The organism is Streptomyces sp. NPDC093111, assembly GCF_040683955.1.
Classification (GTDB): Bacteria; Actinomycetota; Actinomycetes; order Streptomycetales; family Streptomycetaceae; genus Streptomyces.
Genome location: NZ_JBFBNW010000016.1, coordinates 224,592 through 247,024, shown reverse-complemented (window position 1 = coordinate 247,024; position 22,433 = coordinate 224,592). Strand labels below are relative to the sequence as shown.

Here is a 22,433-nt window from a genome sequence, read left to right as displayed (position 1 = left end):
TCCGCGGCCGGTACGGGGCTCAGCCCAGGTTGGCCTCGAAGTCCCAGTACGGCCGGTTGCGCTGACGCGCCGACAGCGTGTGCGGGTGCTGGGCGCCCAGGGTCCGGGTGAGGGTGAGCAGCGCGTCCTCCTCCAGCTTCCCCGCCTCCTCGGTCTCCCGCAGCCCGCGCAGGTCGGTGGCGAGCGCCACCTGGCAGGACAGCGTGAGCGGGTGCTCGTTGCCGAGGGTGCGCCGGGCCCTGCGCAGAGTCTCCCGGCTGAGCTCGGCGGCGTCGCTCACCCGGCCGTTGAAGTTGCGGGCGGCGGTGGTGTTGAGGGCGCAGCCGATCACCCACGGGTGGTCGGCGCCCAGGGAGGCGGTGAGCCCGGCGAGCGCCCCTTCCAGGATCGCCAGGGCGTCGGCGCGTTCGCCCGCGGCCTGGAGGACGAGCGCGGTGTTGGCGAAGACGCCGGTGGCGACGGGGTGGGCGGGGCCGACCAGGCCGCGATAGCCGGCCTCGGCCTCCTGGATGAGGTCGCGCGCATGGCTCAGGTCGCCGTGCTCGCGCAGGTAGTTGGCATAGTTGTTGATGGAGGAGAGCGTGAGGTAGTGGTCCCGCCCGTGGACCTGGTGCATCTGGTCGAGCAGGCTCGCCATGGTGGCGCCGAGGTCCTGCTGGAAGCCGCCTTCCCGGCGTCGGCACAGGGCGAGCTGGGCGCGGGCGTAGAGGGTGTTCAGGTGCTGCGGGCCGAGGACCTGGACGTGGAAGCGGACGTTGGCCTCCTGCCTGGCCAGCGCCTCGCGGTAGTTGCCGAGCAGGCGCAGGTCCTGGGCCACGGCGTTGCTGGCGCTGAGGGTGTGCGAGTGCCGGGCGCCGAGCACCGCCTCGCTGCGGGACAGGGAGGCGATGTCGTGCTCGTACGCCTCCTTGTAGCGGCCGAGCATGCGCAGCATGAGGCCGAGGTTGTGCCCGGCGACGAGGGTGAGGAACTCGTTCTCCCCGAGCAGGCGTTGAGCCTCGGCGAAGGCGTCGCGTTGGATGCGCTCGGACTCCTGGTACTGGCCGAGGAAGCGCAGGTCGCTGGCGATGGAGACGGCGGACCGCAGCGAGCCGAGCTCGTCGGGGGCGGCGGCCTCGTCCAGCTTGGCGCGCAGGGCGAGATCGAGTTCGTACGCCTCGCGGAAGCGGCCGAAGGAGCGCAGGATGTAGCACTCCTGCGTGGTGAGCTCCTGCATCTCGGCGCTGACCGGGTCCATGAAGCCGGACCAGTGTTCCCGGATCTTCTCGGCGAGCCGGATGCCGGCCCGGAACTCGGCGCTGCGGAAGCAGTAGCGCAGGCAGTTGAGGACGGCGGTCTGCACGCGCGGGTTGCGGCTGGCGAGGGCGCCGGAGGGCTCCAGGTGGGGCAGGAGTTCGGCGTAGCGCGGCCAGTGGCGGCTGTCGAGGGGGTTGCCGGGGTCGGCCTCGGCGAGCAGGGTGCGGACGGCCTTGCGGTGCGCCTCGCGGTGTTCGCCGTCGGTGAGCCGGGCGACGATGTCGTGGACGAGCCGGTGCATGTGCACGGACTCCTGGTGCGGACCCATCTCGATGTTGGCCACCGGGCCGCGTGCCTCGCGGCTCAGGACCGAGTAGTTGACCAGGGTGTCCAGGGCGCGGTTCCAGGCCGGCAGGTCGGTGACCATCCAGCGCAGGTCCTCGGGCAGGTCGGCCTGGGGGTAGGCCCGGACGATGCCGAGGGGGATGCGCCCGGGGGCGAAGGACGCGCAGAGGCTGAGCACGTCGATGGCCTGCGGCTGGGCGCGGCGGAGCCGGTTGATCAGTATCGACCAGGAGGTGAGGGACGCGTTGGGGAAGCCGTCGCCGGCGGTCGGCTCGTCCACGGTGGACAGCCGCCCGTCGCGGACCATCCGCAGGTACTCGGGCACCTCCATGCCGGACTCGCCGAGCCAGGCGGCGGCCTGGACGAGCGGCAGGGGGACGTCGCCGAACTCGGCGGCCACGTCGTCGGCCTCGGGCGCGGTGATGTGCGGGGCGCGCCGCATCAGGTAGCCGGTGGACTCGGCCCGGTCGAAGCTGGGGACTTCGAGGATGTCGGTGTGGTCGCCCCAGCCTCGGTTGCGGGAGGTGACGAGGACGTGGCCGGGGCCCTGTGGCAGCAGCACGCCGGCGCCGTCGGTGTCGTCCCAGCCGTCGAAGACGACGAGCCAGCGGGCGTGCGGGTCGCCGCGGCGCAGGGCCTCGCGGACGGCCCGGATGCGTTCGCCGGGTTCGTTGCCGCTGGGGAGCTGCAGTGCGGCGGCCAGTTCACCGAAGCGGTCGCGCTGGACGTTGCGGTCGTCGGAGTTGACCCACCACACGACGTCGTAGTCGGGGCTGAAGCGGTGGGCGTACTCGGCGGCGATCTGGGTCTTGCCGATGCCGGACATGCCGAGGAGGGTGCAGGCGGCTCTGCCGCGCTCGGCGTCCATGAGGCGTTCCTGGAGCTCCGTGAGGAGGTCGTCGCGGCCGGTGAAACGGGGATTGCGGCGGGGGATCTCGCCCCAGATCTCGGGCGGCGTCTCCGGGTAGCGCACCAGGGCGGAGGCCGGGATGCGGCGGCCCGCCGAGCGCCGGGGTTCGATGCCGAGCCGGCTGAGCAGCCGCGCCTCGGCCTCCTCCTCGCCGACGCCCCAGAGGCTGACGGGTTCGAGGACGGCGGTGGCCGGGAGGAGGGTGCGGTTGGTGAGGTTGACGGCGGCGAAGCGCTCGGCCCGCTCCAGGACGAAGCCGCGCAGGACCTCGTTCCATTCGCCGGCGGGGCGGGGGCCCAGCTGGAAGAACCAGTCGTCGAGGACGAGCAGCACGCTCCCCCGGGCCAGCAGCAGGTCGTTGAGGGAGTCGACCAGGGGCGTCTCGCGGGGCGGGTCCCACCGCTGGAGGGTCGCGCGCACCCCGTGGGCTTCGAGCCGCTGGTTGATCCATGTCGCCCAGGGCCGGTGGTAGCCGGGGAAGACCACGAGGACGTGTCCCGGCGCCGCTCTTCCCCCGTGCTCCGCCGCCGCGTCGCCACCCGACCGCTGTTCCGCCATCTGTACGTCTCCCGTCCCGCTCCCGCGCAACGCAGTGTCATGTACCGTGGGCACAGTGTTACCCAGCCGCCCTCGGGGCCGCTCTCAGGCTCGCGTGGTGCCGCCGCATCTGATGGGCGAACTTCCGTCCCTCAGTGGTCAGTTCATCTGATTCAAGCAGGATCGCCAAGGCTTCACCCACCTGATCGTGGATACGGTCGAACTGCTGACCGGCACGTGCCCGCCAGGGCCCGGGGAGCCGTTCGGCGGCCGCCGCGCCGCGCCACAGGTCGGTCAGCGCCAGGTGGGCGTAGGCGCCGTGCAGGACCCCGGAGATGGGCCGGGGCTCGGCACGCCAGCCGACCCTGTGCACGGCCGCCTGCCCCGGCCCGTAGAGCGGCACGAGCTCGTGCAGGGTGGCCAGCTTGCTGTGGTGCAGCTCGTGGACCAGCGTCTCCGCCATGTCCTGGGCACCCGAGGGCAACGAGGTCAGCACGGCTCCGGGTGCGGCGCTGAGCGTGGCCCCGAACGCTCCGGGCCCGTGGGCCACGAGGGGCACGAGCGCCCGCACCGCGCGGCGCACCTCGGCGGCCCGGGAGGGGTCGGTCCCGGCCAGCAGGGCGAGCCCCGACCGCCAGCGGTCGGACCAGGCCTCCCGGTCGGTGACGGCGTGATCGGTCGCCGCGCGGGGCGGGCTGCCGATGCCGCCGGGCGGCACGCGATAGGGGTCCATGTCGTCGAGGCGGGCGACGGAGCCGCTGAGCACGTGCAGGCCGCGCCAGCCGGGGCCCCGGCCGGTGAGGGCGCCGGTGCGGCGGTCGGTGAGCAGGAGGACGGCCGGGGCGGCGCGTTCGGCTCCCTCCGGGCGGAGCCGGACGGCGCGCGACCGGGAGGTGATCCTGATCCGGTCCGCCCGGGCGCGCAGCCGCCCGACCCCGGGCAGCACGAGGAGGCCGCCGGGTGCGTCGACCGTGAGGTTCACCGGGCAGCCGGCCCGCAACGCGGCGGTGGCGGCGAGGACGTCGAGCCGTGCCAGATGGTGGTCGAGGCCCGGCCCGACGGGCTCCGCCAGCGCGGCGGCCAGCCAGCCGCCCGTCGTCGGGTAGTCGAGCAGGTCCCGGACGACGGCGGGGTGGCGCCGTTCGGCCTCTTCGAGCAGCCGCCAGGAGGCGGTGAAGCGCCGGAACACCGCCTCGCCGACGGCGTCACGGTTCCGCTGGACCCGCACCAGCAGGGCCTTGAGCAGCAACAGACGCCGGGCGTGCAGGGCGGAGCGCAGCAGCGAGGCGCCGCCCGGCTCGGAGCGCGTGCGCGCGAGCTCCGCGAGGGCCGCGGCGTGGGGGCCGGCGAGCGTCATACCGGCCGCCTCCCGCGGGCCGCCCGGGCGTCTCCGCCTCTGGCCGAAAACAGGCGCCGCGCACCGGGCGGGACGTCAGTGGACCCCGTAGGCCTCGCCGTGGTCGGCGAGAGCGCCCTCCGGCCAGGCGTCGGCCAGTTGCTCGGGCCGCCACAGCAGCCGGTCGACGGCCGTCGCGAGCTCCGGATCGTCCATGAAGCGCAAGGTCCGCAGGTCGACGGCCGTGAGATCGGGCAGGTGCGACGAGCGACCGTCCTCCCGGTCGAGATCGGCCACCCACTCCATGTGCTCCAACACTCTCGGCTCCTCCTCACCGGCGCCTGTCCCCCACGGTCGTAGCGGCGCAGCGGTTCTTCCCGACGCCAAGAACTCAGAAACCCGTTCGACTCAACTGCGCCCATTCACGCCCCCGTTATCAAGCCGTTCCGCTTCCGCCGCTTCCGCGCGCTCCTCGTCTACGCCTCCGCCCCGCCCCACGCCCACCACGGCGGCGCGATCCGGCGCCGGTCCTCCCGGGTCAGCCGGTCGGGCCGCTGTCGCGGGTTCGCCTCGACCTCCGCGAGGAGGGTCCGGGTGCGTTCCACGTCCGTCCAGTCGACGGGGGTGAGGGCCGCGTCGAGGCGGCGCCACTGCCCTGCGGCCGACCGCAGGAGGTTCGAGGCGCGACCCGTGCGGCCCATCAGGTACAGCACCGCGCCCTGGGCGTGCAGCGCGCGGGCCGCGGTGATCGTGCCGGGGACCTCGCCGCGGGCGGTGCGGGCGTCCTCGGCGGCGCGCTGGTAGGCGGTGAGCGCGTCGGCGAGCTGCCCGTCCCGCGAGGACTCGCTCAACTGGAATCGGACCCAGCCCAGTTGCAGCCACACCTCCGCGCGGGGTCCGGGTTCGCGCGCGGCGCGGACGGCCTGGTCGAGGAGGTGGCGGCTCTCGTACAGGTCGGGCAGGAAGCCGGCCCGGTCGAAGCGCAGGGCGAGCACGCTGCCGATGAGGATCCGGGCCCGGGAGCGCGCCGCGGCGTCGGCGGGCAGGCAGGTGAGGGCTTCGCGCAGGACGGATTCGGCGCGGTCGACGGGCGCGGTGCCGGTCCCGGCGGCGGCCCGGCGCATCAGGGACTCGCCCCAGGTCATCAGGAGCCGGCCGCGCTGTTCGCCCTCGGCGGGGGTGAGCAGGGTCGCCTGTTCGTACGCCTGGTCGGCGGCCGGGCCGTCGCCGGTGGCCTCGTGGAGGCGGGCCTTGGCGGTGGTCCAGCGCAGCCGGAGGGCGGTGGAGTCCCCGAGCAGCGGCTCGGCCCGGTCGAGCGCGGCGGCGACGGTCTCCGGAGCGGAGGCGGCGAGGTGGAGGGCGTCGGCCAGGTCGAGCAGGACGGGGCCGTTCTCGCCGAGCGCCAGCGCGGCGGTGAACGCGGCGGCGGCGGGCGTCCCGTCGCCCCGGGCGAGGAGCAGGCGCCCCCGTCGGACAAGGAGGGCGGGGCGGTGGCTCTCGGGCCAGCCCGTCACGTCCGAGGCCGCGCCCCGGGGGTCCGTGGCGAGCGCGGCGAGGGCCGCGTCGAGGCGGGCGGTGTCACCCGTGTGGCGCCACAGGGCGTGCTGGGCGGCGGCCTGTTCGAGGCGGGCCTCGGCCCAGGCGGCGGCGCCGGGCGGGGCCAGTTCCCCGGCCCGTACGAGCTCGGCGACGGCCCGGGTGAGCAGCTCCTGGCGCTGTCCGGCGTCCCGTACGGCGAGGGTGCCGGCCTGCGCGTACAGCGCCTGGCCGAGGACGAGGAGGGCGCCCGCGGTGTCCTCGGCCGGCCCGCCGGGCTCCTCGGCCCCGAGGGCGGCCTCGGCCAGTTCCCGGGCGGCGGTGAGCAGCGCGGGGTCGGACTGGGCGCGCCACTGGTCGAGGAGCCGGCGGGCGCGGGCGAGCGGGTCGGGTGTGACGAGGTCGGGCTGGTAGAAGCGCAGCACGCGCGCGGGGATGCGGGCGAAGAGCTCCGTCTCGGCGTCGGCCGGCTCCAGGGGCTCCCCGTCGGGCCCGGTGACGGCGGCGGGCTCGTCCTCGGTGCCGTGTCCGGCGAGCCGGGCGGCGGCGAGGGCCGGGAAGTTGCGCATGCCCTGGCCGAAGTTGCGCTCGACGAACTCGGAGACGTGCTTCAAGACGAGCGCCGCGGCACCCCGGTCGAGCGAGCCGAGCAGATGCTCCTGGACGCCGCGCGGGTAGCTGAAGCAGGGGTACGGGGTGGGCCCGGGCAGGCGTCTGAGCAGTCCGCTGAGCAGGACCTCCGCGAGCTCCATGGGGCCGGTGTCGGGGAGCATGGCGCGCTGCACCAGCTGCATCACGGGCAGGGCGAGCGGGGCGGCGGCGAGGTGGACCGCGAGCCGCAGCGCGCCCGGGGAGGCTCCGGCGCGGAAGGCGCGCAGCAGCTCCTCGTCTCCCCGGCGCGCGCTCCGGGGCGCGCCGGTGCCCGTGGGGTACGCGGGGTGCGCGGGCTCCGGGCCTATCCGGGCGGCCCAGCCGTGGACCGCTCCCCCGCCGTGTCCGGTGAGCAGCCGCGCCCAGGAGGCGAAGGCCTCGGGGGTGGGGGTGAGCACGGGCACGGCCCGCAGGTCGGGGGCGACCGGCTCCCAGGGGGCCTCGTCGGGCTCGAAGCGCGGCTGCCCGCCGGGAGCGGCGGGGCGCAGCAGGACGCCGGGTTCGACGGGCAGGGCGGTGCGGGACCACAGGCGTGGGGGCAGCGGCTGGACGAGGGCGAGCGGGGACTGGCGGGGCCACTGGTGGATCAGCCGCTGGGCGGCGCCGCGCTGCCAGAGGGGGCCGACGCAGTCGCTGACGATGAGGGTGAGGCGGCGCCCGGTGGGGTCGTGGAGCTGGTCGCCGGGGCGGAGTCGCGGGCGCCCGTCCGGCCCGGAGGTGGTGGTGACGAGCGGCGGGCCCTCGCCGGTGTCGTAGAGGCGGTGCACCTGGACGTCGCGGAAGGCGCCGGACTGCTGGCAGGCCTGGCGCAGTTCCTCGACCATGCGGGTCCACACGACCATGGCGGGGCCGGTGTCCATGAGGAGCTGGATGTCGGGGCGCACGCCGGCCGCCGGGCGGAGCACGGGGGTGAGGATGCCGGAGGCGGCGCTGTGTTCGGCGGTGGCGTCCTCGTCGAGGCGGCCCTCGCCGGGGCGGGCCGGGAAGCGGGCGGCGTAGTGGCGCAGCGGGCGCAGCGCCTTCTGCAGGCCGAGGAGTCCGGGCAGGGCGTTGGCGCCGGGGGCGCGGACGGGCAGGGCGGCGCCGGAGCGCACGGCGGCCCCGCCGGTGCCGCCCGCGCCGGTGCGGTCGTAGCGCATGCGCAGGTCGACCGTCTCGGCGGCGCGGGCCGGCGGGTCGCTCGCGTCGGGTGGTGCCGCGGGGACGGCGGTGGCCTCGTCGCCGATGGCCGGATCCGTACGGTCCTCGGGGTGTTCGGGCAGCCCGGGGCCGGGCGGCCGGTCCCCCGGCCGCCCCTCCCGGTCGGCTCCCGGCAGCCACTGGGCGAGCCAGACGGCGTCCGCGACCTCCTCGGCGGTCGGGTCCTGGCCGCCGGCCCGCATTCTGCGGGTGAGTTCTTCCAGGTGCATCCGGCTCGTCCGGTGCATCCGGCCATCACCTCGGCTGATCGAGCGGCTGCATGAGCATGTCCGCGATGCGTTCCCGGGTCACCCGCTCGGTGCGGGGGGCGTGCTGGGTCAGGTAGAGCGCGTTGAGCAGCTGGTCGGTGGCGATGACCTCGCCGGGCTCCCGGTCGAGGAAGCGGTCGACGAGGGCGGGTTCGGCCGCGGCGGCGTCGGGGCCGAGGTGTGCCTCGATCATGGCGCCGAGCTGCTCCTCGCCGGGGGCTTCGAGCTCCAGGCGGATGCAGCGGCGCAGCAGGGCGGCGGGGAAGTCCCGTTCGCCGTTGGAGGTGAGGACGATGAACGGGAAGGTGGTGCAGCGGATCCGCCCGCCGTACACGGGCACCTTGCGCCCGTCGTCGGTGAGCACCTCCACGACCGGTTCGCGGTCGGCGAGCCGCTCCAGCTCGGGGATGGCGAACTCGCCCTCCTCCAGGGCGTTCAGAAGGTCGTTGGGCAGGTCGATGTCGCTCTTGTCCAGCTCGTCGATGAGCAGCACGCGGGGCAGCTCGGAGGGGAGCAGCGCGGTGCCGAGCGGGCCGAGCCGCAGGTACGAGCCGATGCCGGCCGGGCTCGCGGCGGTGCCGGCGCCGCCCGCGTCGGCGCGGGCGCGCTCCAGCTGGACGTCCTGGAGGCGCCCGATGGCGTCGTAGCGGTAGAGGCCGTCCTGGAGGGTGGTGCGGCTGACGACGGGCCAGCGCAGCACCCGTCCGAGGCCGAGCTCGTGGGCGACCGCGTGGGCGAGGGTGGACTTGCCGGTGCCGGGGTTGCCGGTGACCAGGAGCGGGCGGCGCAGGTAGAGCGCGGCGTTGACTGCGTCGGTCTCGGCGGGCCGGGGATGGTGGTTCTGGACCAGCCTGCGGCGCACGCCGAGCCGCCGGTCGGAGCCGGCGAGGGTGTCGTCCGCGCCTCCGGCGGAGAAGTCGCGCCAGGGCGGCGGGGCGGGCAGCCGCCGTATCTCGTCGTGCGGATGGCCGGCACCACGGTAGATCCGCCAATCGTTCACGCCTGACTCCTCCTGGCAGTGGTGATGTCACCGGCCCCTTCGACGGTACCGTTCGACCGGCCGCTGTGCCGATGGTCAAATCGGTCTGCTTGAGGGCGAGTTGGGACCGGGGACGTGGGCGGACGGGGGGCCGCGCACGCCGGGTGCGCGCGCCGGGCGGGCGGGGGCGCGATCCGGGCGGGCGAGGACGCGACCCGGGCGGGCGGGCGCGCGCGCTGGGCGGACGGGGACGCGGTCCGGGCGGGCGGGGGCGCGGTCCGGGCAGACGAGGACGCAACCCAGGCGGACGGGCGCGCGAACCGGGCGGACGGGGGCGCGGTCCGGTGGCGTGGGGACGCGCTCCGCGCCCGCCCCGTGGCGCTCACCGGTCGGCCTCGCCCAGGAGGGGTGGCCCTTGGAGGAGGTCGTCGAACGGGGGCCGGTCCGGGGGGTCGTAGAGGACGGCGAGGTCCTCGGCCCAGGCGTGCTCGGACCGTTCGCCCGGGTCGGCCTCCGGGTCGGCGGCGCGGAGGCGCAGGGTGCGGACGGGCTGGTGCAGGCCCTCGGCGGAGCCGGCGCCGGCCAGCAGCTTGCCGGCCTTGTGGTGGAACTCGGCGCAGTCGCCGTGCTCGGGCGCGCCGTGCCGCCACAGGGCGATGGGGTGCCCGGCGGCGAGCGCCACGTCCATCGCGCGGTGGCCGTCGCCGCCGCCGACCGGGCCGCAGTACACCGGCACGCTGCCGTCGACGGCCCCGCCGAGCCGCTCGTACGCGCCCATCCGGCTCTCCCTGCGGATGTGCGGGGCGTGCGCCTCGGCGCCCGCCGTGAGGACCTCGGCGCGCAGCGGCACGGCGCGCAGCGGGCCGCTCTCGCTGCCCCGCCAGCGCCGCCGCCACTCGGGTGAGGGCGGGTGGTGGCTGCGGTGGCGGTCGCGCAGGACGACGATCCGGCGCTGGCCGAGCGGGAGGGAGCGCTCGCCGAAGTGCTCCTCCTCGGGCGTGAGCCGCCAGGTGTCGAGCGGCAGGTCGAACAGCTCGCGCGGCAGGACCACCTCGACGGCGGCGAGGTGGTCCCCGCTGTCGCCGCGGCGGAGGGCGTCCACGAGGGGGGCGCGCAGGGCGTCCTGGAGCTGGTCGCGGGCCACCCCGGCGTCGTTGCCGCTCAGCGGGCTGACCGTGTGCCCGTCGAAGAGCAGCATCATGCGCCAGGTGTAGCGCTGGGGCGTCGCCCAGGGGACGTCGTCGACCTCGATGCGTACGTCGGCCCGGGCGCCGGCCTCGCGCGCGGGGCGCCCGGCGGGCTCCTCGTGCTCCGCGTCGGTGCCGCCGCTCCGGGGCGCCTCGGGGTCGAGGAGCGCGGCGATCTCCTCCTGGACGGCGCCGTGGGCGCCGCCGGACTCGTCGACGATCCAGTCCTCCAGGCGCCCGAGGCCCTCCATGCCCGGCCCGGTGCCGTACCGGTCGGTGAGGTGCCGGACGACGTGCGCCGCGTACAGGAGCACGGCGTCGAGCCCGAGGTCGGTGCTCCCGGGCCGGCCCTCCTGCTGGGTGGCGTGGAGTTCGTGCAGGAGGCCGACGCCGTCGCGCCAGGTGCGGGCGTCGGTCTCCAGGACGGCCTGGTAGTCGGGGTGGAGGACCCGGCGCTTGACGGCGTCGACCAGGGCCATGACCTCGCCGGGTCCGGTGGGCGGCGGGAGTTCGGCGAAGCGGCCGTACAGCTGGGTGCGGCGGACGGGGCTGACCCCGCGCGCGGCGGCGGGCCACAGTTCCATCTGCGCGGCGGTCCAGGTGCGTCCGCCGCGCGGGCGGCGCAGGCGGTCGAGGTGGTGCCGGTCGTGGGCGCGGAGCACCTCGTGGAGGATCTCGCCGCCGGGCACGTCGTGGAGCTCGCGCAGGGCGGTGAGCGGGACGGCGGCGCCCTCGTCGCGACCGCGGCCCTTGTTGAGGCCGATCACCGCGCCCCGGCGCAGGTCGACGACGGGCCCGCCGGAGACGCCCTCCACGGGGAGGGTCCAGCGCAGCAGGAGCGCGCCGCCGTCGACGGCGTGGGCCTCTCCCTCGGCGTGCCGGATCCGGACCTCGCCGGTCTGGTGGGACCAGCCGTGCAGGCTGATCGGGCTGGGGGTGGTGGGCGGGCGCTCGCTGAGCCGGACGCAGGCGGCGCCCTGGGCGTCGGGGACGTGGACGAGGGCGAGGTCGGGGAAGTCCCAGCGGGCCGGGACCTCTTCGGGCGTGGCGGGTCGCGGCTTGGCCAGCACGACCCGGCCGGTGGTCTCGCCGCCCTCCCAGGTGATGCCGACGGCAGGCTCGTCCCTCCACACCGCGCTCCCCCCTTTCGCCACGACGTGGGCGCAGGTCAGCACCCAGCCGGGGGCGATGAAGAAGCCCGTGCCCCAGTACGGGTCGCCGTGCGGGTCATACCCGCCACCGGGAGCGGCGATGCGTACGAGTGCGGGGCGCACGAGAGCGTCGAAGGCGCTCATGAGGCGCCATCGGCCGCCGGGGGCCGCCGGGGGCCGGTATCGGGGGCGTTCTCCGGGGAGGAGGCCGGCGACGGGACGGTGGGCGCGGTGCCGGCGGGCGGCGGGACGGCGGGGGCCGGCGCGGCGGGCGCGGGGCCCGGCTCGGTCCAGGTGAGGGAGACGTTCACGGAGGCCTTGCCGCCGCCGTCGGCGAGGACGCCGATCACCTTGCCGGCCTGCGCGGAGAGTTCGATGCCGAAGCTGACGGCGACCTCGACGGGCGACTGCGGGTCGATGCCCGCGCGCAGCGAGCCGACCACCCCGCGCACGACGTCGGTGAGGCCGCCGGCCATGGAGACGACCCGGTCGCCGATGGAGCCGATGCCGGTGTCCTGGAAGCCGCTGCCCCGGTCCAGCTCCTCCACGGCGCTGACCCGGGCCCAGACGGGCGTCCCGTCGTCCAGTCGAATGCGAGCGATTCCATGCGTCACAGCGGCCCCCGCTCCCCGAAACGATGATGAAGAAGGCTAGTGCGTGGGGCGGAGGAGGACCAGGGGACGCCGTGGAGGCGTCGCGGCACGGCCTATTCTGATCGCATGTACTTCACGGACCGTGGCATCGAGGAACTGGAGAAGCGGCGCGGCGAGGAGGAGGTCACCTTCGAGTGGCTCGCCGAGCAGCTGCGGACCTTCGTCGACCTCAACCCCGACTTCGAGGTGCCCGTCGAGCGCCTCGCGACCTGGCTGGCCCGCCTCGACGACGAGGACGACGACGAGGAGTGAGCGCGTGCCGGGCGGGCCGTGGGCCGGTCCGGCGGATCAGGGCAGGACACCCCCCTGGGGGGTGTCGCCGCGCAGCCGGTCGTAGGCGAGCCCGAGCGCCCCGTGGGCGACCAGGAGCACACCGGCCGTCACCCAGCCGCCGCTGCGGCGGGAGACCCCCAGAGCGAGCAGCGGCACTCCGGCCGCGAGCTGGGCCGCGCCCAGGAGCCGGGCCTTCGGGCCGCGCAGGTACGGGCCGAGGCGGCCGCCCTCCACGGCGTCGAGCTCGGCGCGTACGGCATCGCGCCAGCCGTGCCATTCGAGGGGTTCGGCACCCTGGACGCGGGCCACGGAGCGCAGCCGGTCGGCGCTCTCGCCGGGGGTGAGGCCGGTGGGCAGGGCGAGTCCGGCGCGGGTGAGGACGGCCGTGATGCCGACGAGCCGCGCGTGCGCGTCGGCGTCGGGGTCGGGCCGGGTGAGCGGTTCGAGGGCCTGGACGTCGAGGACCGGGTCGAGGTCGAGGCGGGCGGCGAAGGTGCGCATGGCCTCGTCCTCGCCGACGGGCGTCCCGTCGGCGAGCCAGGTGTAGCCGACGGTCCTGCGGAACCCGGCGGCGAGGGTGAACCCGGCGCGTTCCGCGTCCCACCACAGGGCGAGGACGGGCCAGGTGGCGGCGGAGACGGCGAGGGCGGTGGCCCAGCCGGTGACGACCCGTTCGACGGGCTCGCCGTCGTCGAGCCAGGGCTTCCCCTCCGGTACGAGGACGCTCCATTCGGGTCCCGCGGGGGCGAGGAGCAGCCCCTCCCTGAGCAGTTGGGCCGGCGGGCGGACCGCCGAGGGCTCGGCACGGCAGAGCAGCAGCGCTCCGGCGGGGCGGGATCCCGATGTGGCGTTCATGGCCCCTACGCTAGGGCAATTTGTCCGTGTACGGCGGTGAATGCCCGCCGCGACGCACCCCTCGCCGATCCCTGTCAGGGGTGATTCAGGGTTGACGTGACCCTACCGCGATATATCGTGTCTATCGAGATACGCGATATGTTGCGTCGCGGATCATCCGGAGTCGAGAGCCCACACACGGGAGGCAAGCACCATGACAGAGTGGTCCGTCACCGAGCCGCGGAAGCTTCCGCTGACCGATCCCGTGACCCGGCTCCAGATCCGCGTCGTCAACGGCACGGTCAACGTCGTGGGCACCGACGAGAGTTCCGCCCGCCTGGAGATCTCCGAGATCGAGGGCCCCCCGCTGATCGTGAGCCAGGAGGGCTCCACGCTGACCGTGAGCTACGAGGACCTGCACTGGAAGGGCTTCCTCAAGTGGCTCGACCCCAAGGGCCACCGGCGCCGGGCCGTCGTCTCCGTCGCCGTTCCCGCGGGCGCCGACGTCGAGGTGGGGGTGATCGGCGCCGAGGCCGTGATCTCCGGCATCAGAGGACGCACGGAGGTCCGCGGGGTCACCGGCGACACCACCCTGGTCAAGCTCTCCGGCCCGGTCCGCGCCGAGACCGTCTCGGGGAATCTGGAGGCCCAGTCCGTCACCGGCGCGCTCCGGGTCAACTCGGTGACCGGGGACGTCACCGTGTTCGAGGGCGCGGGCACCGCGGTGAAGGCCGAGACGGTCAGCGGCGACATGGTCGTCGACCTCGACCCGGCCGCGGGCCTCGACGGGCCGCCCGCCGACATCCGCCTCACCAGCGTCTCCGGCGAGGTCGCCATCCGGCTGCCGCACCCGACGGACGCCACGGTCGAGGCGAGCACGACCAGCGGCGGCGTCTCCAACGCGTTCGAGGACCTGCGGGTGGGCGGCCAGTGGGGCACCAAGTCCATCACCGGCACCCTCGGCGCCGGCCGGGGCACGGTGCGGGCCACCACGGTCTCCGGCTCCATCGCCCTGCTGCGCCGTCCCGAGCCCGAGCCCGACGGCGACGGCTGGACCGCCGCCACCCCCTCCGCGTCCGGAAAGGCCCTCTGACATGCCGCCCGTCTTCGCCCACGGCCGACTCCGCCTCTACCTGCTCAAGCTGCTCGACGAGGCGCCCCGGCACGGGTACGAGGTGATCCGCCTCCTGGAGGAGCGCTTCCAGGGGCTGTACGCGCCCTCCGCGGGCACGGTCTACCCGAGGCTCGCCAAGCTGGAGGCCGAGGGCCTGGTCACCCATGCCACCGAGGGCGGCCGCAAGGTCTACTCGATCACCGACGCGGGCCGCGCCGAGCTGGCCGGCCGGAGCGGCGAGCTGGCCGACCTGGAGGTGGAGATCCGGGAGTCCGTCTCCGAGCTGGCCGCCGAGATCCGCGACGACGTCCGCGGCGCCGCGGGCAAGCTGCGCAACGAGATGCGGGCCGCGGCGAGCGCGTCCCGCACCAAGGAGTCGTCCTCGTTCGCCGACGCCAAGGAGGAGCTGCGCCGGGCCCGGCAGGAGTGGCGGGAGCAGACCCGCCAGGCCCGCGCGGAGGCGCAGTCGGCCAAGCGCCAGGCGAAGGAGTTCCAGCGGATCGCCCGGCAGGTGCAGGAGCAGGTCCAGGAGCAGGTGTCGCGCGGCGAGTGGCCGAAGGACGTCTGGAAGGGCATCTCGGACATCACGGCCCAGCTGGGCGACCTGGTGACGGGCGCCTCCCACGACAAGGCCCCCCGCCGGGCCCCCGACCCGGACCAGCCCACCGCCCCCGCCCCCGGCACCACCCCCGGCCGGGCGCCGGCCGAGGACGCCGCCGCCGTCCCCGGCGGGGCCGCGCCCGCCGGGGACACCCTGACCGTGGCGGAGGCCCCGGGCACCGGGGGCGCCCCGGAGTCGAAGCGGCTCTCCCCCGAGCACACCCCGGCACCGGAGGGCCTGGCCGCGGAGTACGCCCCGGCCCCCGGGCACGCGCCGGGACCGGAGCGGGCGCGCGGCCCGGAGCGGGCCGCCGCCGACTGGGCGGCGGACATAGAGGCGGGGGGCGAGCCGGCCCGCGAGCTGGACCGGCTCCTCGACCGCTTCCGCGACGAGGTCCGCGACGCGGCCCGCGACCACGGGGTGCACCGGGAGCAGCTGGCCGAGGCCCGCCGCCACCTGGCGAGCGCGGCCACCGAGATCACCGCGCTCCTGCGCCCCCGCACGGGGAGCTGAGGCCGGGCCCCGGCCCGCCGCTCCCCTCAGCCCCGGGTGACCGTCACCGTCACCCGGGCGCCGGGGGCCGCGATGACCCAGGCCCTGCCGCCGGCCTTGTGCCAGACGAACGCCCTCCCCCGGGCCGCGACCTGCCACGCGCCCGGGGGCAGGGAGAGCTCGGTGACGAGGGAGCCCCGTCGGGTCGGGGAGTCGTAGGTGAGCCGGTAGACGCCCGCGGCCGGGTCGTACGAGGAGGAGCGGACGGTGCCCGCGACGGCCTCCGCGTACGGCTCCGCGGTGAGGTCCTTGTTGGGGCGGAAGGCTCCGGTGGCGTCCACCGCGCAGTAGCCGGCGCCGTAGCACCACTCCCAGCCCGCCGAGCCGGAGCTGTAGCGACCGAGCGAGGCCATCGCCTCGCGGTAGAAGCGGTTCATGTTCGGCTGGGAGTTGTTGAGCGGGCCCCACTCCCCCACGACCACCGGCACCTTGTACTGCTTGGGGTAGAGGGTGACGGCCTGTTCGTAGTTCTCGATCCAGCGGGCGGCCGGGTCGTAGTCGCCGCCCGCCTCCATCGCGCCGTTGTAGAAGTGCGGCGCGTACACGATCTTCGGGTCGTCGATCCGGCCGAGCCCGGTCGGCACGCCCTCGCCCACGATCGGGGTGGGTTCGACGAAGATCCAGCCGTCGCGGTCGACCGACCGGATCGCGTCCGCGATCCGGTTGTACATCGGGGTCAGCTGCTCGCGCTCGATCCGCTGGGCGGCGGTCGGCAGGTCCTCGCCCTCCCGCAGCTCGCCCATGGGCTCGTTGATCGGGTCGTAGCCGAGGACGGCCGGGTGGTCACGGAAGCGCTCGGCCAGCACCCGCCACATGCGGGCCTGGGCGCGGCGCAGGTCGGCGTCCTCGTAGAGGTGGGTGAAGGCGCGCTGCACGGCGGGCTCGAAGTACTCGGAGAACCAGTCGTCGGGGTGCGGGGTGAAGGGCAGTCCGTCGGTCCTGGTCGCCCACGCGGGGATGCCCCGGGAGCCGAACGCGGGCCCGAAGACGTCCTGGTGGGCGTCGAGGACGACCTTCACGTCGTACTTCCGGGCCCAGCCCAGGACCCGGTCGATCTTCCGCAGGTAGGCCTGGCTGTACTGGCCGGGCCGCGGCTCCAGGTCGTCCCAGAAGACCAGCAGGCGGGCGAAGTTGAAGCCCTTGGCCCGCATGTCGCGGAAGGAGCGCTCGGTGATGCCGCTGAGGGCCTGGTCACCGCTGTGGGACTTGTCCGCCAGGTTCCAGCCCCGCAGTTCGAGGGTGCGGCCCTGGGCGTCGGTGAGGGCGGGTATCCCGTCCCCGCTCGCGGTGGAGCCGAGTGCGGCGCCGGTCAGGGCGCCTGACGGGGCGTCCGGGACGGCGTGGGCGGTCGTCGGGGCGAGGAGCGCGGCGACGACGGCGGTCGCCATGAGGGTGGAGCGCAGCAAGGGGTGCCTCCGGCACGATGAGGTGAGCATTGTTCACGTTTCGCGTGCCGGAGATCCCATCAGTACTACTGGCGAGTCATCAAGAGGTCGTCAGGACGATCTTTCCGAAGAGTTCGCCCGAGGCCATCTTCTCGAAGCCCTCGCGCGCCCGGTCGAGCGGCAGCACCTCGTCGATCACCGGGCGCAGGCCGGTGGTCGCGCAGAACGAGAGCAGGTCCTCCAGCTCGTCCTTCGAGCCCATGGTGGAGCCGACCACCTTCAGCTCCAGGAAGAAGATCCGGGTCAGTTCGGCGTGGTCGGGCCGGTCGCCGCTGGTGGCGCCGGAGATGACGAGCGTGCCGCCCGGGCGCAGCGACTTGACCGAATGCGACCAGGTGGCGGCGCCGACCGTCTCGATGACGGCGTCCACCCGCCGGGGCAGCCGCGCCCCCGGCTCGTACGCCTCGACGGCGCCGAGCTCGACGGCCCGCTTGCGCTTGGCCTCGTCCCGGCTGGTCGCGTAGACCCGCAGGCCGGCGGCCTTGCCGAGCGCGATGGCGGCCGTGGCGACGCCGCCGCCCGCACCCTGCACGAGGACCGAGTCCCCGGGCCGTACACCGGCGTTGGTGAAGAGCATGCGGTAGGCCGTGAGCCAGGCGGTGGGGAGGCAGGCGGCCTCCTCGAAGGAGAGCTCCTTCGGCTTCGGCAGCACGTTCCAGCTGGGCACGGTGACCCGCTCGGCGAAGGTGCCCTGGTAGCGCTCGGTCAGGATCGAGCGCGGCTCGTCCGGGCCGACGCCGTGGCCGGTCTGGCCGATGACGGAGTGGAGCACGACCTCGTTGCCGTGCTCGTCGATCCCGGCGGCGTCGCAGCCGAGGATCATCGGCAGCCTCCCCTCGGGCAGTCCGACCCCGCGCAGCGACCACAGGTCGTGGTGGTTGAGCGAGGCGGCCTTGACGGTGACGGTGGTCCAGCCGGGCCGCGTCTCGGGCTCGGGGAGTTCCCCCAGTTCGAGGCCGTCGAGGGGCCGGTCGCGGTCGATTCGGGCAGCGTAGGCGGCGAACATGGGGCTGACCTTAGGGGCCGACGGGGAGCCCACGGAACCAGGCACAGGTGTGACGCGCGTCCCTCGGCGGCGCACCGCCGTCCGGGTAGGCGAAAGGGCCCCGTACGCCTGTACGGGGCCCTCTCACCGGCCTGGTGACGCGACGGTGACGCGTCAGCGGCGGGCGACGCCCTCCGCGCGGGCGGCGGCGGCGACCGCGGTCGCGACGGCGGGGGCGACCCGCTCGTCGAACGGCGACGGGATCACGCAGTCGGCGGCGAGCGCGTCGCCCACGACGTCCGCGATCGCGTTCGCGGCGGCGATCTTCATGCCCTCGGTGATCCGGGAGGCCCGGACCTGGAGCGCGCCGGCGAAGATGCCGGGGAACGCGAGGACGTTGTTGATCTGGTTCGGGTAGTCCGAACGGCCGGTGGCCACGACCGCCGCGTACTTGTGCGCGACGTCCGGGTGGACCTCGGGGTTCGGGTTGGCCATGGCGAACACGAAGGCGTTCGGCGCCATGGACGCGACCGCGGCCTCGGGGACCGTACCGCCGGAGACGCCGATGAAGACGTCCGCGCCGGCCAGCGCGTCCTCCAGGGAGCCGGTCAGACCGGCCTTGTTGGTGAGCCCGGCGATCTCGCGCTTGACGTCGGTGAGGTCGCCGCGGTCGCTGCTGACGATGCCCTTGCGGTCCGTCACGCAGACGTCGCCGAGGCCCGCCTCCAGCAGGAACTTGGCGATGGCCACACCGGCCGCGCCGGCGCCGGAGATGACCGCGCGCAGCTCGCCGAGGGTCCGGCCGGTCAGCTTCGCCGCGTTGCGGAGCGCGGCGAGGGTGACGATGGCGGTGCCGTGCTGGTCGTCGTGGAAGACCGGGATGTCGAGCCGCTCCTGCAGCTTGCGCTCGATCTCGAAGCACCGCGGCGCCGAGATGTCCTCCAGGTTCACGCCGCCGAAGGAGGGGGCGAGCCGGACGACGGTCTCGACGATCTCGTCGGTGTCGGTGGTGGCGAGCGCGATCGGCACCGCGTCCACGCCTCCGAACTGCTTGAAGAGGATGGCCTTCCCCTCCATGACCGGAAGCGAGGCCTCCGGGCCGATGTCGCCGAGTCCGAGCACCGCCGTGCCGTCGGTCACGACCGCGACGACCTGGGACTTCCAGGTGTAGTCGTTGACCAGCTCGGGGTTCTCTGCGATCGCGGTGCACACCTTGGCGACGCCGGGCGTGTACGCGAGGGACAGGTCGTCCTTGTCGCGGAGCGGCACGGTGGCCGTGATGGCCATCTTGCCGCCGCGGTGCAGCGCGAAGGCCGGATCGAAGGGCTCGCCGGGAGCCCCTTCCGTACCGCTGTCGCTGCGAGGATTGACGATCTCCGCTGCCATTGGGTTGACCCCTTAAGTCTTCTTCATTTGAGGGTTGCCGCTCCTGGATGAGGAGGGGTGGGTGGGTCCCGCAGCCGCCGTGTCTGGCAGCCGCGCGGGCGCGCCGCACAACGCGCCCTGAGCCCCGGATGAGGGGTGTAAGGATCCTTCTTACCGGACGGACGGGTCCGGAGACGAGTCCATACTGCCTCGGTGACGCGACTCATACCGAGCGCTACCGGGTACGGACGGAGAACGACACGTCACGCGATGTCCGGAAAGATGTATTCCCCACCCGAATAGCGGCCTTCGTATCGTCCGAATGGCGAGATCGGCGGGATAATTTTCGGTACGGGGAATGACTTCCCGCAGAAGGTTCTGCCTTGGGGCATCTGGTCACCGGGATTCGGCAATGACCCGTTACCCGATTTTGACATCCGTGGCCGTCGGTTTGAGGCGGTCCGAATGGCAAGATGCCGTAATCACACGAGGTCGCGGCACTCGAAGGTGCGTGCGCGACCTATGGCAACTCCCTCAACGCCGGAGGAACCCGACCATGACCGCACGCTCCACGCGCTGTACGACCGCCAAGACCCGCACCTCCCGTCTTGCCGCGGTCGCCGCCATCGCGGTCGCCGGCTCCATGCTGCTGACCGCCTGCGGTGACCAGACCAACAGCGGCACCACCAAGGAGGGCGGCTCCTCCTCCGCCGGCTCCAGCAAGGCCCCGCTCTTCTCGAAGCTGCCGGCGGACATCCAGAAGGCCGGCGTCATCAAGGTCGGCACGGACGCCTCGTACGCTCCGATGGAGTTCACCGAGGAGGGCAAGATCGTCGGTGTCGACCCCGACATCGCGCAGGCGCTGAGCAAGCAGCTCGGCGTGGACTTCCAGTTCACCTCGGGCACCTTCGACGGCCTGATCACCTCGGTCTACACCGGCCGCCAGGACCTGATCATGTCCTCGATGACGGACAACAAGAAGCGCCAGGAGGGCCTGGACGACAACGGGAAGAAGATCGGCAAGGGCATCGACTTCGTCGACTACTTCAGCTCCGGCGTCTCCCTGCTGGTCAAGAAGGGCAACCCGCAGGGCGTCAACTCCCTCGACGACCTGTGCGGCAAGACCGTCGCCGTCCAGCGCGGCACGATCTACGAGGACACCTTCAAGGCCCAGGCCACCAAGTGCGGCGCCAAGAAGCTCACCATCCAGGCCTTCGACACCGACGCCGAGGCGCAGACCCGCGTCAAGGCCGGCGGCGCCGTCGCCGACCTGAACGACTACCCGGTGGCCGCGTACATCGCGAAGACCTCGGGCGGCGGCAACGACTTCGAGGTCGTCGGCAGCCAGAGCGACGTCGGCCTCTTCGGCATCGGCGTCTCCAAGGACAAGACGCAGCTGCGCGACGCCATCAAGGAAGCGCTCGACGCGAGCATCAAGGACGGCTCCTACGCCGCCGCCCTGAAGAAGTGGAACGTCGAGGGCAGCGCCGTGCAGTCGGCGACGATCAACGCCGGCAAGTGACCTCCTCGCTCCACTGAAGGGCAGTCGTCATGACTGACAAGATCTCCAAGGACCCGGCCGCCGCTCCGGCCGGTCCTGGCCCCTCGGGTACGCCGTACGAGGCCATCAAGGCCATCCCCGTACGGCACTACGGCCGCTGGATCAGCGCCGTCGTGGTGGTCGCGCTCCTCGGCTGGCTCGTCTACGCCTTCTCCCAGGGCAACATCATCTGGGCCACGGTGTGGGACAAGCTCTTCGACACGTCCGTCCTGGACGGCCTGAAGAACACGGTCATCATCAGCGTCGCCTCGATGGCGCTCGGCCTGGTGCTCGGCGTCCTCTTCGCCGTCATGCGCCTGTCGAAGAACCCCGTCACCGGCGCGGTCGCCTGGCTGTACATCTGGTTCTTCCGCGGCACCCCGGTCTACGTGCAGCTGCTGGTCTGGTTCAACCTCTCGCTGATCTTCGAGTACATCAACCTCGGACCGATCTACAAGAACGAGACCGTCGACGTCATGACGCCGTTCATGGTCGCGCTCCTGGGCCTCGGCCTCAACGAGGGCGCGTACATGGCGGAGATCGTCCGCGCCGGCATCCAGTCGGTCGACGAGGGCCAGACCGAGGCCGCCCACGCGCTCGGCATGTCGCAGACGAAGACCATGTGGCGGGTCGTGCTGCCGCAGGCCATGCGCGTCATCGTGCCCCCGACGGGCAACGAGTTCATCAACATGTTGAAGACCTCGTCCCTGGTCTCCGCAGTCCAGTACACCGAGCTGCTACGCGCGTCGTCGAACATCGGCACCACGGCCGGCGCCGTGATGGAGATGCTCTTCGTGGCCTCCATCTGGTACCTCGCCCTGACCAGCGTGTTCAGCGTCGGGCAGTACTACCTGGAGCGCCGCTTCGCCCGCGGCTCCACGCGCAACCTGCCTGCCACTCCGTGGCAGCGCGTCAAGAAGAACCTCGTCACGTTCAAGCGTTCCCCGGAGGCGACCCGATGACCGGTCAGCCCATGGTCAAGGCCGAAGGCGTCCACAAGTCCTACGGCGCCGCTCACATCCTCCGGGGCATCGACCTGGAGGTGCAGAACGGCGAGGTGTTCTGTCTGGTCGGGCCGTCCGGCTCCGGCAAGTCGACCTTCCTTCGCTGCATCAACCACCTGGAGCGCATCGACGGCGGCCGGCTCTCGGTCGACGGCCAGCTCGTCGGCTACCGCCAGAAGGGCGACAAGCTGTACGAGCTGAAGGACAGCGAGGTCGCGGCCCAGCGCCGGGACATCGGCATGGTCTTCCAGCGCTTCAACCTGTTCCCCCACATGACGGCCCTGGCCAACGTCATGGAGGCGCCCATCCAGGTCAAGGGCGAGTCCAAGGCGGTGGCGCGCGAGCGCGCCGAGCGCCTGCTCGACCGGGTCGGCCTCGGCGACAAGAAGGGGAACTACCCCTCGCAGCTCTCCGGCGGCCAGCAGCAGCGCGTGGCCATCGCCCGCGCGCTGGCGATGGAGCCGAAGCTGATGCTCTTCGACGAGCCGACCTCGGCCCTCGACCCGGAGCTCGTGGGCGACGTCCTCGACGTCATGCGGGACCTGGCCGAGTCGGGCATGACGATGATCGTCGTGACGCACGAGATGGGCTTCGCCCGCGAGGTCGGCGACTCGCTGGTCTTCATGGACGGCGGCGTGGTCGTCGAGTCGGGCCACCCGAGGGACGTCCTCGGCAACCCGCAGCACGACCGGACGAAGGCGTTCCTGTCGAAGGTGCTGTAGCGGCACGGACGGCGTGAACGGGAAGGGGC

At 73.8% G+C, this 22,433-nt stretch carries 17 protein-coding genes; 6 read left to right on the top strand and 11 right to left on the bottom strand.

Going from position 1 to position 22,433, the window contains the following annotated elements:
• Positions 1–19: 19 nt before the first annotated feature.
• The 7 genes from fxsT to AB0Q96_RS28115 all read right to left on the bottom strand — a co-directional run bounded on the left by fxsT (position 20) and on the right by AB0Q96_RS28115 (position 11,930).
• Positions 20–3,049 carry an FxSxx-COOH system tetratricopeptide repeat protein gene (gene fxsT / locus AB0Q96_RS28145; RefSeq protein WP_365330209.1) on the bottom strand — a complete coding sequence of 1,010 codons (3,030 nt, stop codon included), beginning with the start codon at positions 3,047–3,049 and terminating at the stop codon, positions 20–22.
• 58 nt (positions 3,050–3,107) lie between these two features.
• Positions 3,108–4,385, bottom strand: coding sequence for an HEXXH motif-containing putative peptide modification protein (locus tag AB0Q96_RS28140; RefSeq protein ID WP_365330208.1), 1,278 nt, complete (start codon positions 4,383–4,385; stop codon positions 3,108–3,110).
• 75 nt (positions 4,386–4,460) lie between these two features.
• Entirely contained in the window at positions 4,461–4,682 is a 222-nt protein-coding gene (locus AB0Q96_RS28135; RefSeq protein ID WP_365330206.1) for a hypothetical protein, read from the bottom strand.
• Between the two features lie 158 nt (positions 4,683–4,840).
• Positions 4,841–7,978, bottom strand: a complete 3,138-nt coding sequence (locus tag AB0Q96_RS28130; RefSeq protein ID WP_365330204.1) for an SAV_2336 N-terminal domain-related protein — start codon at positions 7,976–7,978, stop codon at positions 4,841–4,843.
• 7 nt (positions 7,979–7,985) lie between these two features.
• Entirely contained in the window at positions 7,986–8,999 is a 1,014-nt protein-coding gene (locus AB0Q96_RS28125) for a MoxR family ATPase (protein WP_365330202.1), read from the bottom strand.
• 361 nt (positions 9,000–9,360) lie between these two features.
• Entirely contained in the window at positions 9,361–11,460 is a 2,100-nt protein-coding gene (locus AB0Q96_RS28120) for a trypsin-like peptidase domain-containing protein (RefSeq protein WP_365330200.1), read from the bottom strand.
• A complete protein-coding gene (locus AB0Q96_RS28115) occupies positions 11,457–11,930 on the bottom strand; it encodes a CU044_2847 family protein (RefSeq protein ID WP_365330198.1) in 474 nt (157 codons plus the stop codon). The genes AB0Q96_RS28120 and AB0Q96_RS28115 overlap by 4 nt, the downstream gene beginning before the upstream one ends.
• Positions 11,931–12,035: 105 nt before the next feature.
• On the opposite strand from AB0Q96_RS28115, the gene AB0Q96_RS28110 reads away from it, so the two are divergent.
• A complete protein-coding gene (locus tag AB0Q96_RS28110) occupies positions 12,036–12,221 on the top strand; it encodes a DUF6104 family protein (RefSeq protein ID WP_037674049.1) in 186 nt (61 codons plus the stop codon).
• A 36-nt stretch (positions 12,222–12,257) separates the two neighbouring features.
• On the opposite strand, the gene AB0Q96_RS28105 is transcribed toward AB0Q96_RS28110, so the two are convergent.
• Positions 12,258–13,097, bottom strand: a complete 840-nt coding sequence (locus AB0Q96_RS28105; protein WP_365330196.1) for a hypothetical protein — start codon at positions 13,095–13,097, stop codon at positions 12,258–12,260.
• Between the two features lie 193 nt (positions 13,098–13,290).
• On the opposite strand from AB0Q96_RS28105, the gene AB0Q96_RS28100 reads away from it, so the two are divergent.
• Together AB0Q96_RS28100 and AB0Q96_RS28095 are read left to right on the top strand one after the other, a co-directional pair.
• A complete protein-coding gene (locus AB0Q96_RS28100; RefSeq protein WP_365330194.1) occupies positions 13,291–14,169 on the top strand; it encodes a DUF4097 family beta strand repeat-containing protein in 879 nt (292 codons plus the stop codon).
• A gap of 1 nt (position 14,170) precedes the next feature.
• Positions 14,171–15,304, top strand: coding sequence for a helix-turn-helix transcriptional regulator (locus AB0Q96_RS28095; protein ID WP_365330193.1), 1,134 nt, complete (start codon positions 14,171–14,173; stop codon positions 15,302–15,304).
• Positions 15,305–15,330: 26 nt separating this feature from the next.
• Here the strand turns inward: AB0Q96_RS28095 and AB0Q96_RS28090 are convergent, their stop codons facing one another.
• From AB0Q96_RS28090 to AB0Q96_RS28080, 3 genes are all read right to left on the bottom strand, one after another.
• Positions 15,331–16,749 (bottom strand): cellulase family glycosylhydrolase, encoded by a 1,419-nt coding sequence (locus AB0Q96_RS28090; RefSeq protein ID WP_365330191.1) that lies wholly within the window; start codon positions 16,747–16,749, stop codon positions 15,331–15,333.
• Between the two features lie 79 nt (positions 16,750–16,828).
• The gene (locus tag AB0Q96_RS28085; protein WP_365330189.1) at positions 16,829–17,794 is read right to left on the bottom strand and encodes a zinc-binding dehydrogenase; all 966 of its coding nucleotides are present in this window, start codon (positions 17,792–17,794) and stop codon (positions 16,829–16,831) included.
• A 153-nt stretch (positions 17,795–17,947) separates the two neighbouring features.
• A complete protein-coding gene (locus tag AB0Q96_RS28080) occupies positions 17,948–19,159 on the bottom strand; it encodes an NADP-dependent malic enzyme (protein WP_365330187.1) in 1,212 nt (403 codons plus the stop codon).
• Positions 19,160–19,694: 535 nt separating this feature from the next.
• Between AB0Q96_RS28080 and AB0Q96_RS28075 the strand changes: the two genes are divergently transcribed.
• Genes AB0Q96_RS28075 through AB0Q96_RS28065 form a run of 3 tightly spaced genes read left to right on the top strand, consistent with a single transcriptional unit; the run spans position 19,695 to position 22,404 of the window.
• Positions 19,695–20,660: an ABC transporter substrate-binding protein gene (locus AB0Q96_RS28075; protein WP_365330185.1), complete on the top strand. Its 966-nt coding sequence runs from the start codon at positions 19,695–19,697 to the stop codon at positions 20,658–20,660.
• A 29-nt stretch (positions 20,661–20,689) separates the two neighbouring features.
• Positions 20,690–21,640: an amino acid ABC transporter permease gene (locus AB0Q96_RS28070; RefSeq protein WP_365330183.1), complete on the top strand. Its 951-nt coding sequence runs from the start codon at positions 20,690–20,692 to the stop codon at positions 21,638–21,640.
• Positions 21,637–22,404 (top strand): amino acid ABC transporter ATP-binding protein, encoded by a 768-nt coding sequence (locus AB0Q96_RS28065; protein ID WP_365330181.1) that lies wholly within the window; start codon positions 21,637–21,639, stop codon positions 22,402–22,404. The genes AB0Q96_RS28070 and AB0Q96_RS28065 overlap by 4 nt, the downstream gene beginning before the upstream one ends.
• Positions 22,405–22,433 lie beyond the last annotated feature (29 nt).

Excerpts from the sequence above, each read along its gene's own strand:
- AB0Q96_RS28065 (WP_365330181.1), top strand. The coding sequence starts at position 21,637 with ATGACCGGTCAGCCCATGGTCAAGGCCGAAGGCGTCCACAAGTCCTAC.
- AB0Q96_RS28075 (WP_365330185.1), top strand. The coding sequence starts at position 19,695 with ATGACCGCACGCTCCACGCGCTGTACGACCGCCAAGACCCGCACCTCC.
- AB0Q96_RS28140 (WP_365330208.1), bottom strand. The coding sequence starts at position 4,385 with ATGACGCTCGCCGGCCCCCACGCCGCGGCCCTCGCGGAGCTCGCGCGC.
- AB0Q96_RS28130 (WP_365330204.1), bottom strand. The coding sequence starts at position 7,978 with ATGCACCGGACGAGCCGGATGCACCTGGAAGAACTCACCCGCAGAATG.
- AB0Q96_RS28085 (WP_365330189.1), bottom strand. The coding sequence starts at position 17,794 with ATGTTCGCCGCCTACGCTGCCCGAATCGACCGCGACCGGCCCCTCGAC.
- fxsT (WP_365330209.1), bottom strand. The coding sequence starts at position 3,049 with ATGGCGGAACAGCGGTCGGGTGGCGACGCGGCGGCGGAGCACGGGGGA.
- AB0Q96_RS28095 (WP_365330193.1), top strand. The coding sequence starts at position 14,171 with ATGCCGCCCGTCTTCGCCCACGGCCGACTCCGCCTCTACCTGCTCAAG.
- AB0Q96_RS28080 (WP_365330187.1), bottom strand. The coding sequence starts at position 19,159 with ATGGCAGCGGAGATCGTCAATCCTCGCAGCGACAGCGGTACGGAAGGG.
- AB0Q96_RS28120 (WP_365330200.1), bottom strand. The coding sequence starts at position 11,460 with ATGAGCGCCTTCGACGCTCTCGTGCGCCCCGCACTCGTACGCATCGCC.
- AB0Q96_RS28110 (WP_037674049.1), top strand. The coding sequence starts at position 12,036 with ATGTACTTCACGGACCGTGGCATCGAGGAACTGGAGAAGCGGCGCGGC.
- AB0Q96_RS28070 (WP_365330183.1), top strand. The coding sequence starts at position 20,690 with ATGACTGACAAGATCTCCAAGGACCCGGCCGCCGCTCCGGCCGGTCCT.
- AB0Q96_RS28100 (WP_365330194.1), top strand. The coding sequence starts at position 13,291 with ATGACAGAGTGGTCCGTCACCGAGCCGCGGAAGCTTCCGCTGACCGAT.
- AB0Q96_RS28105 (WP_365330196.1), bottom strand. The coding sequence starts at position 13,097 with ATGAACGCCACATCGGGATCCCGCCCCGCCGGAGCGCTGCTGCTCTGC.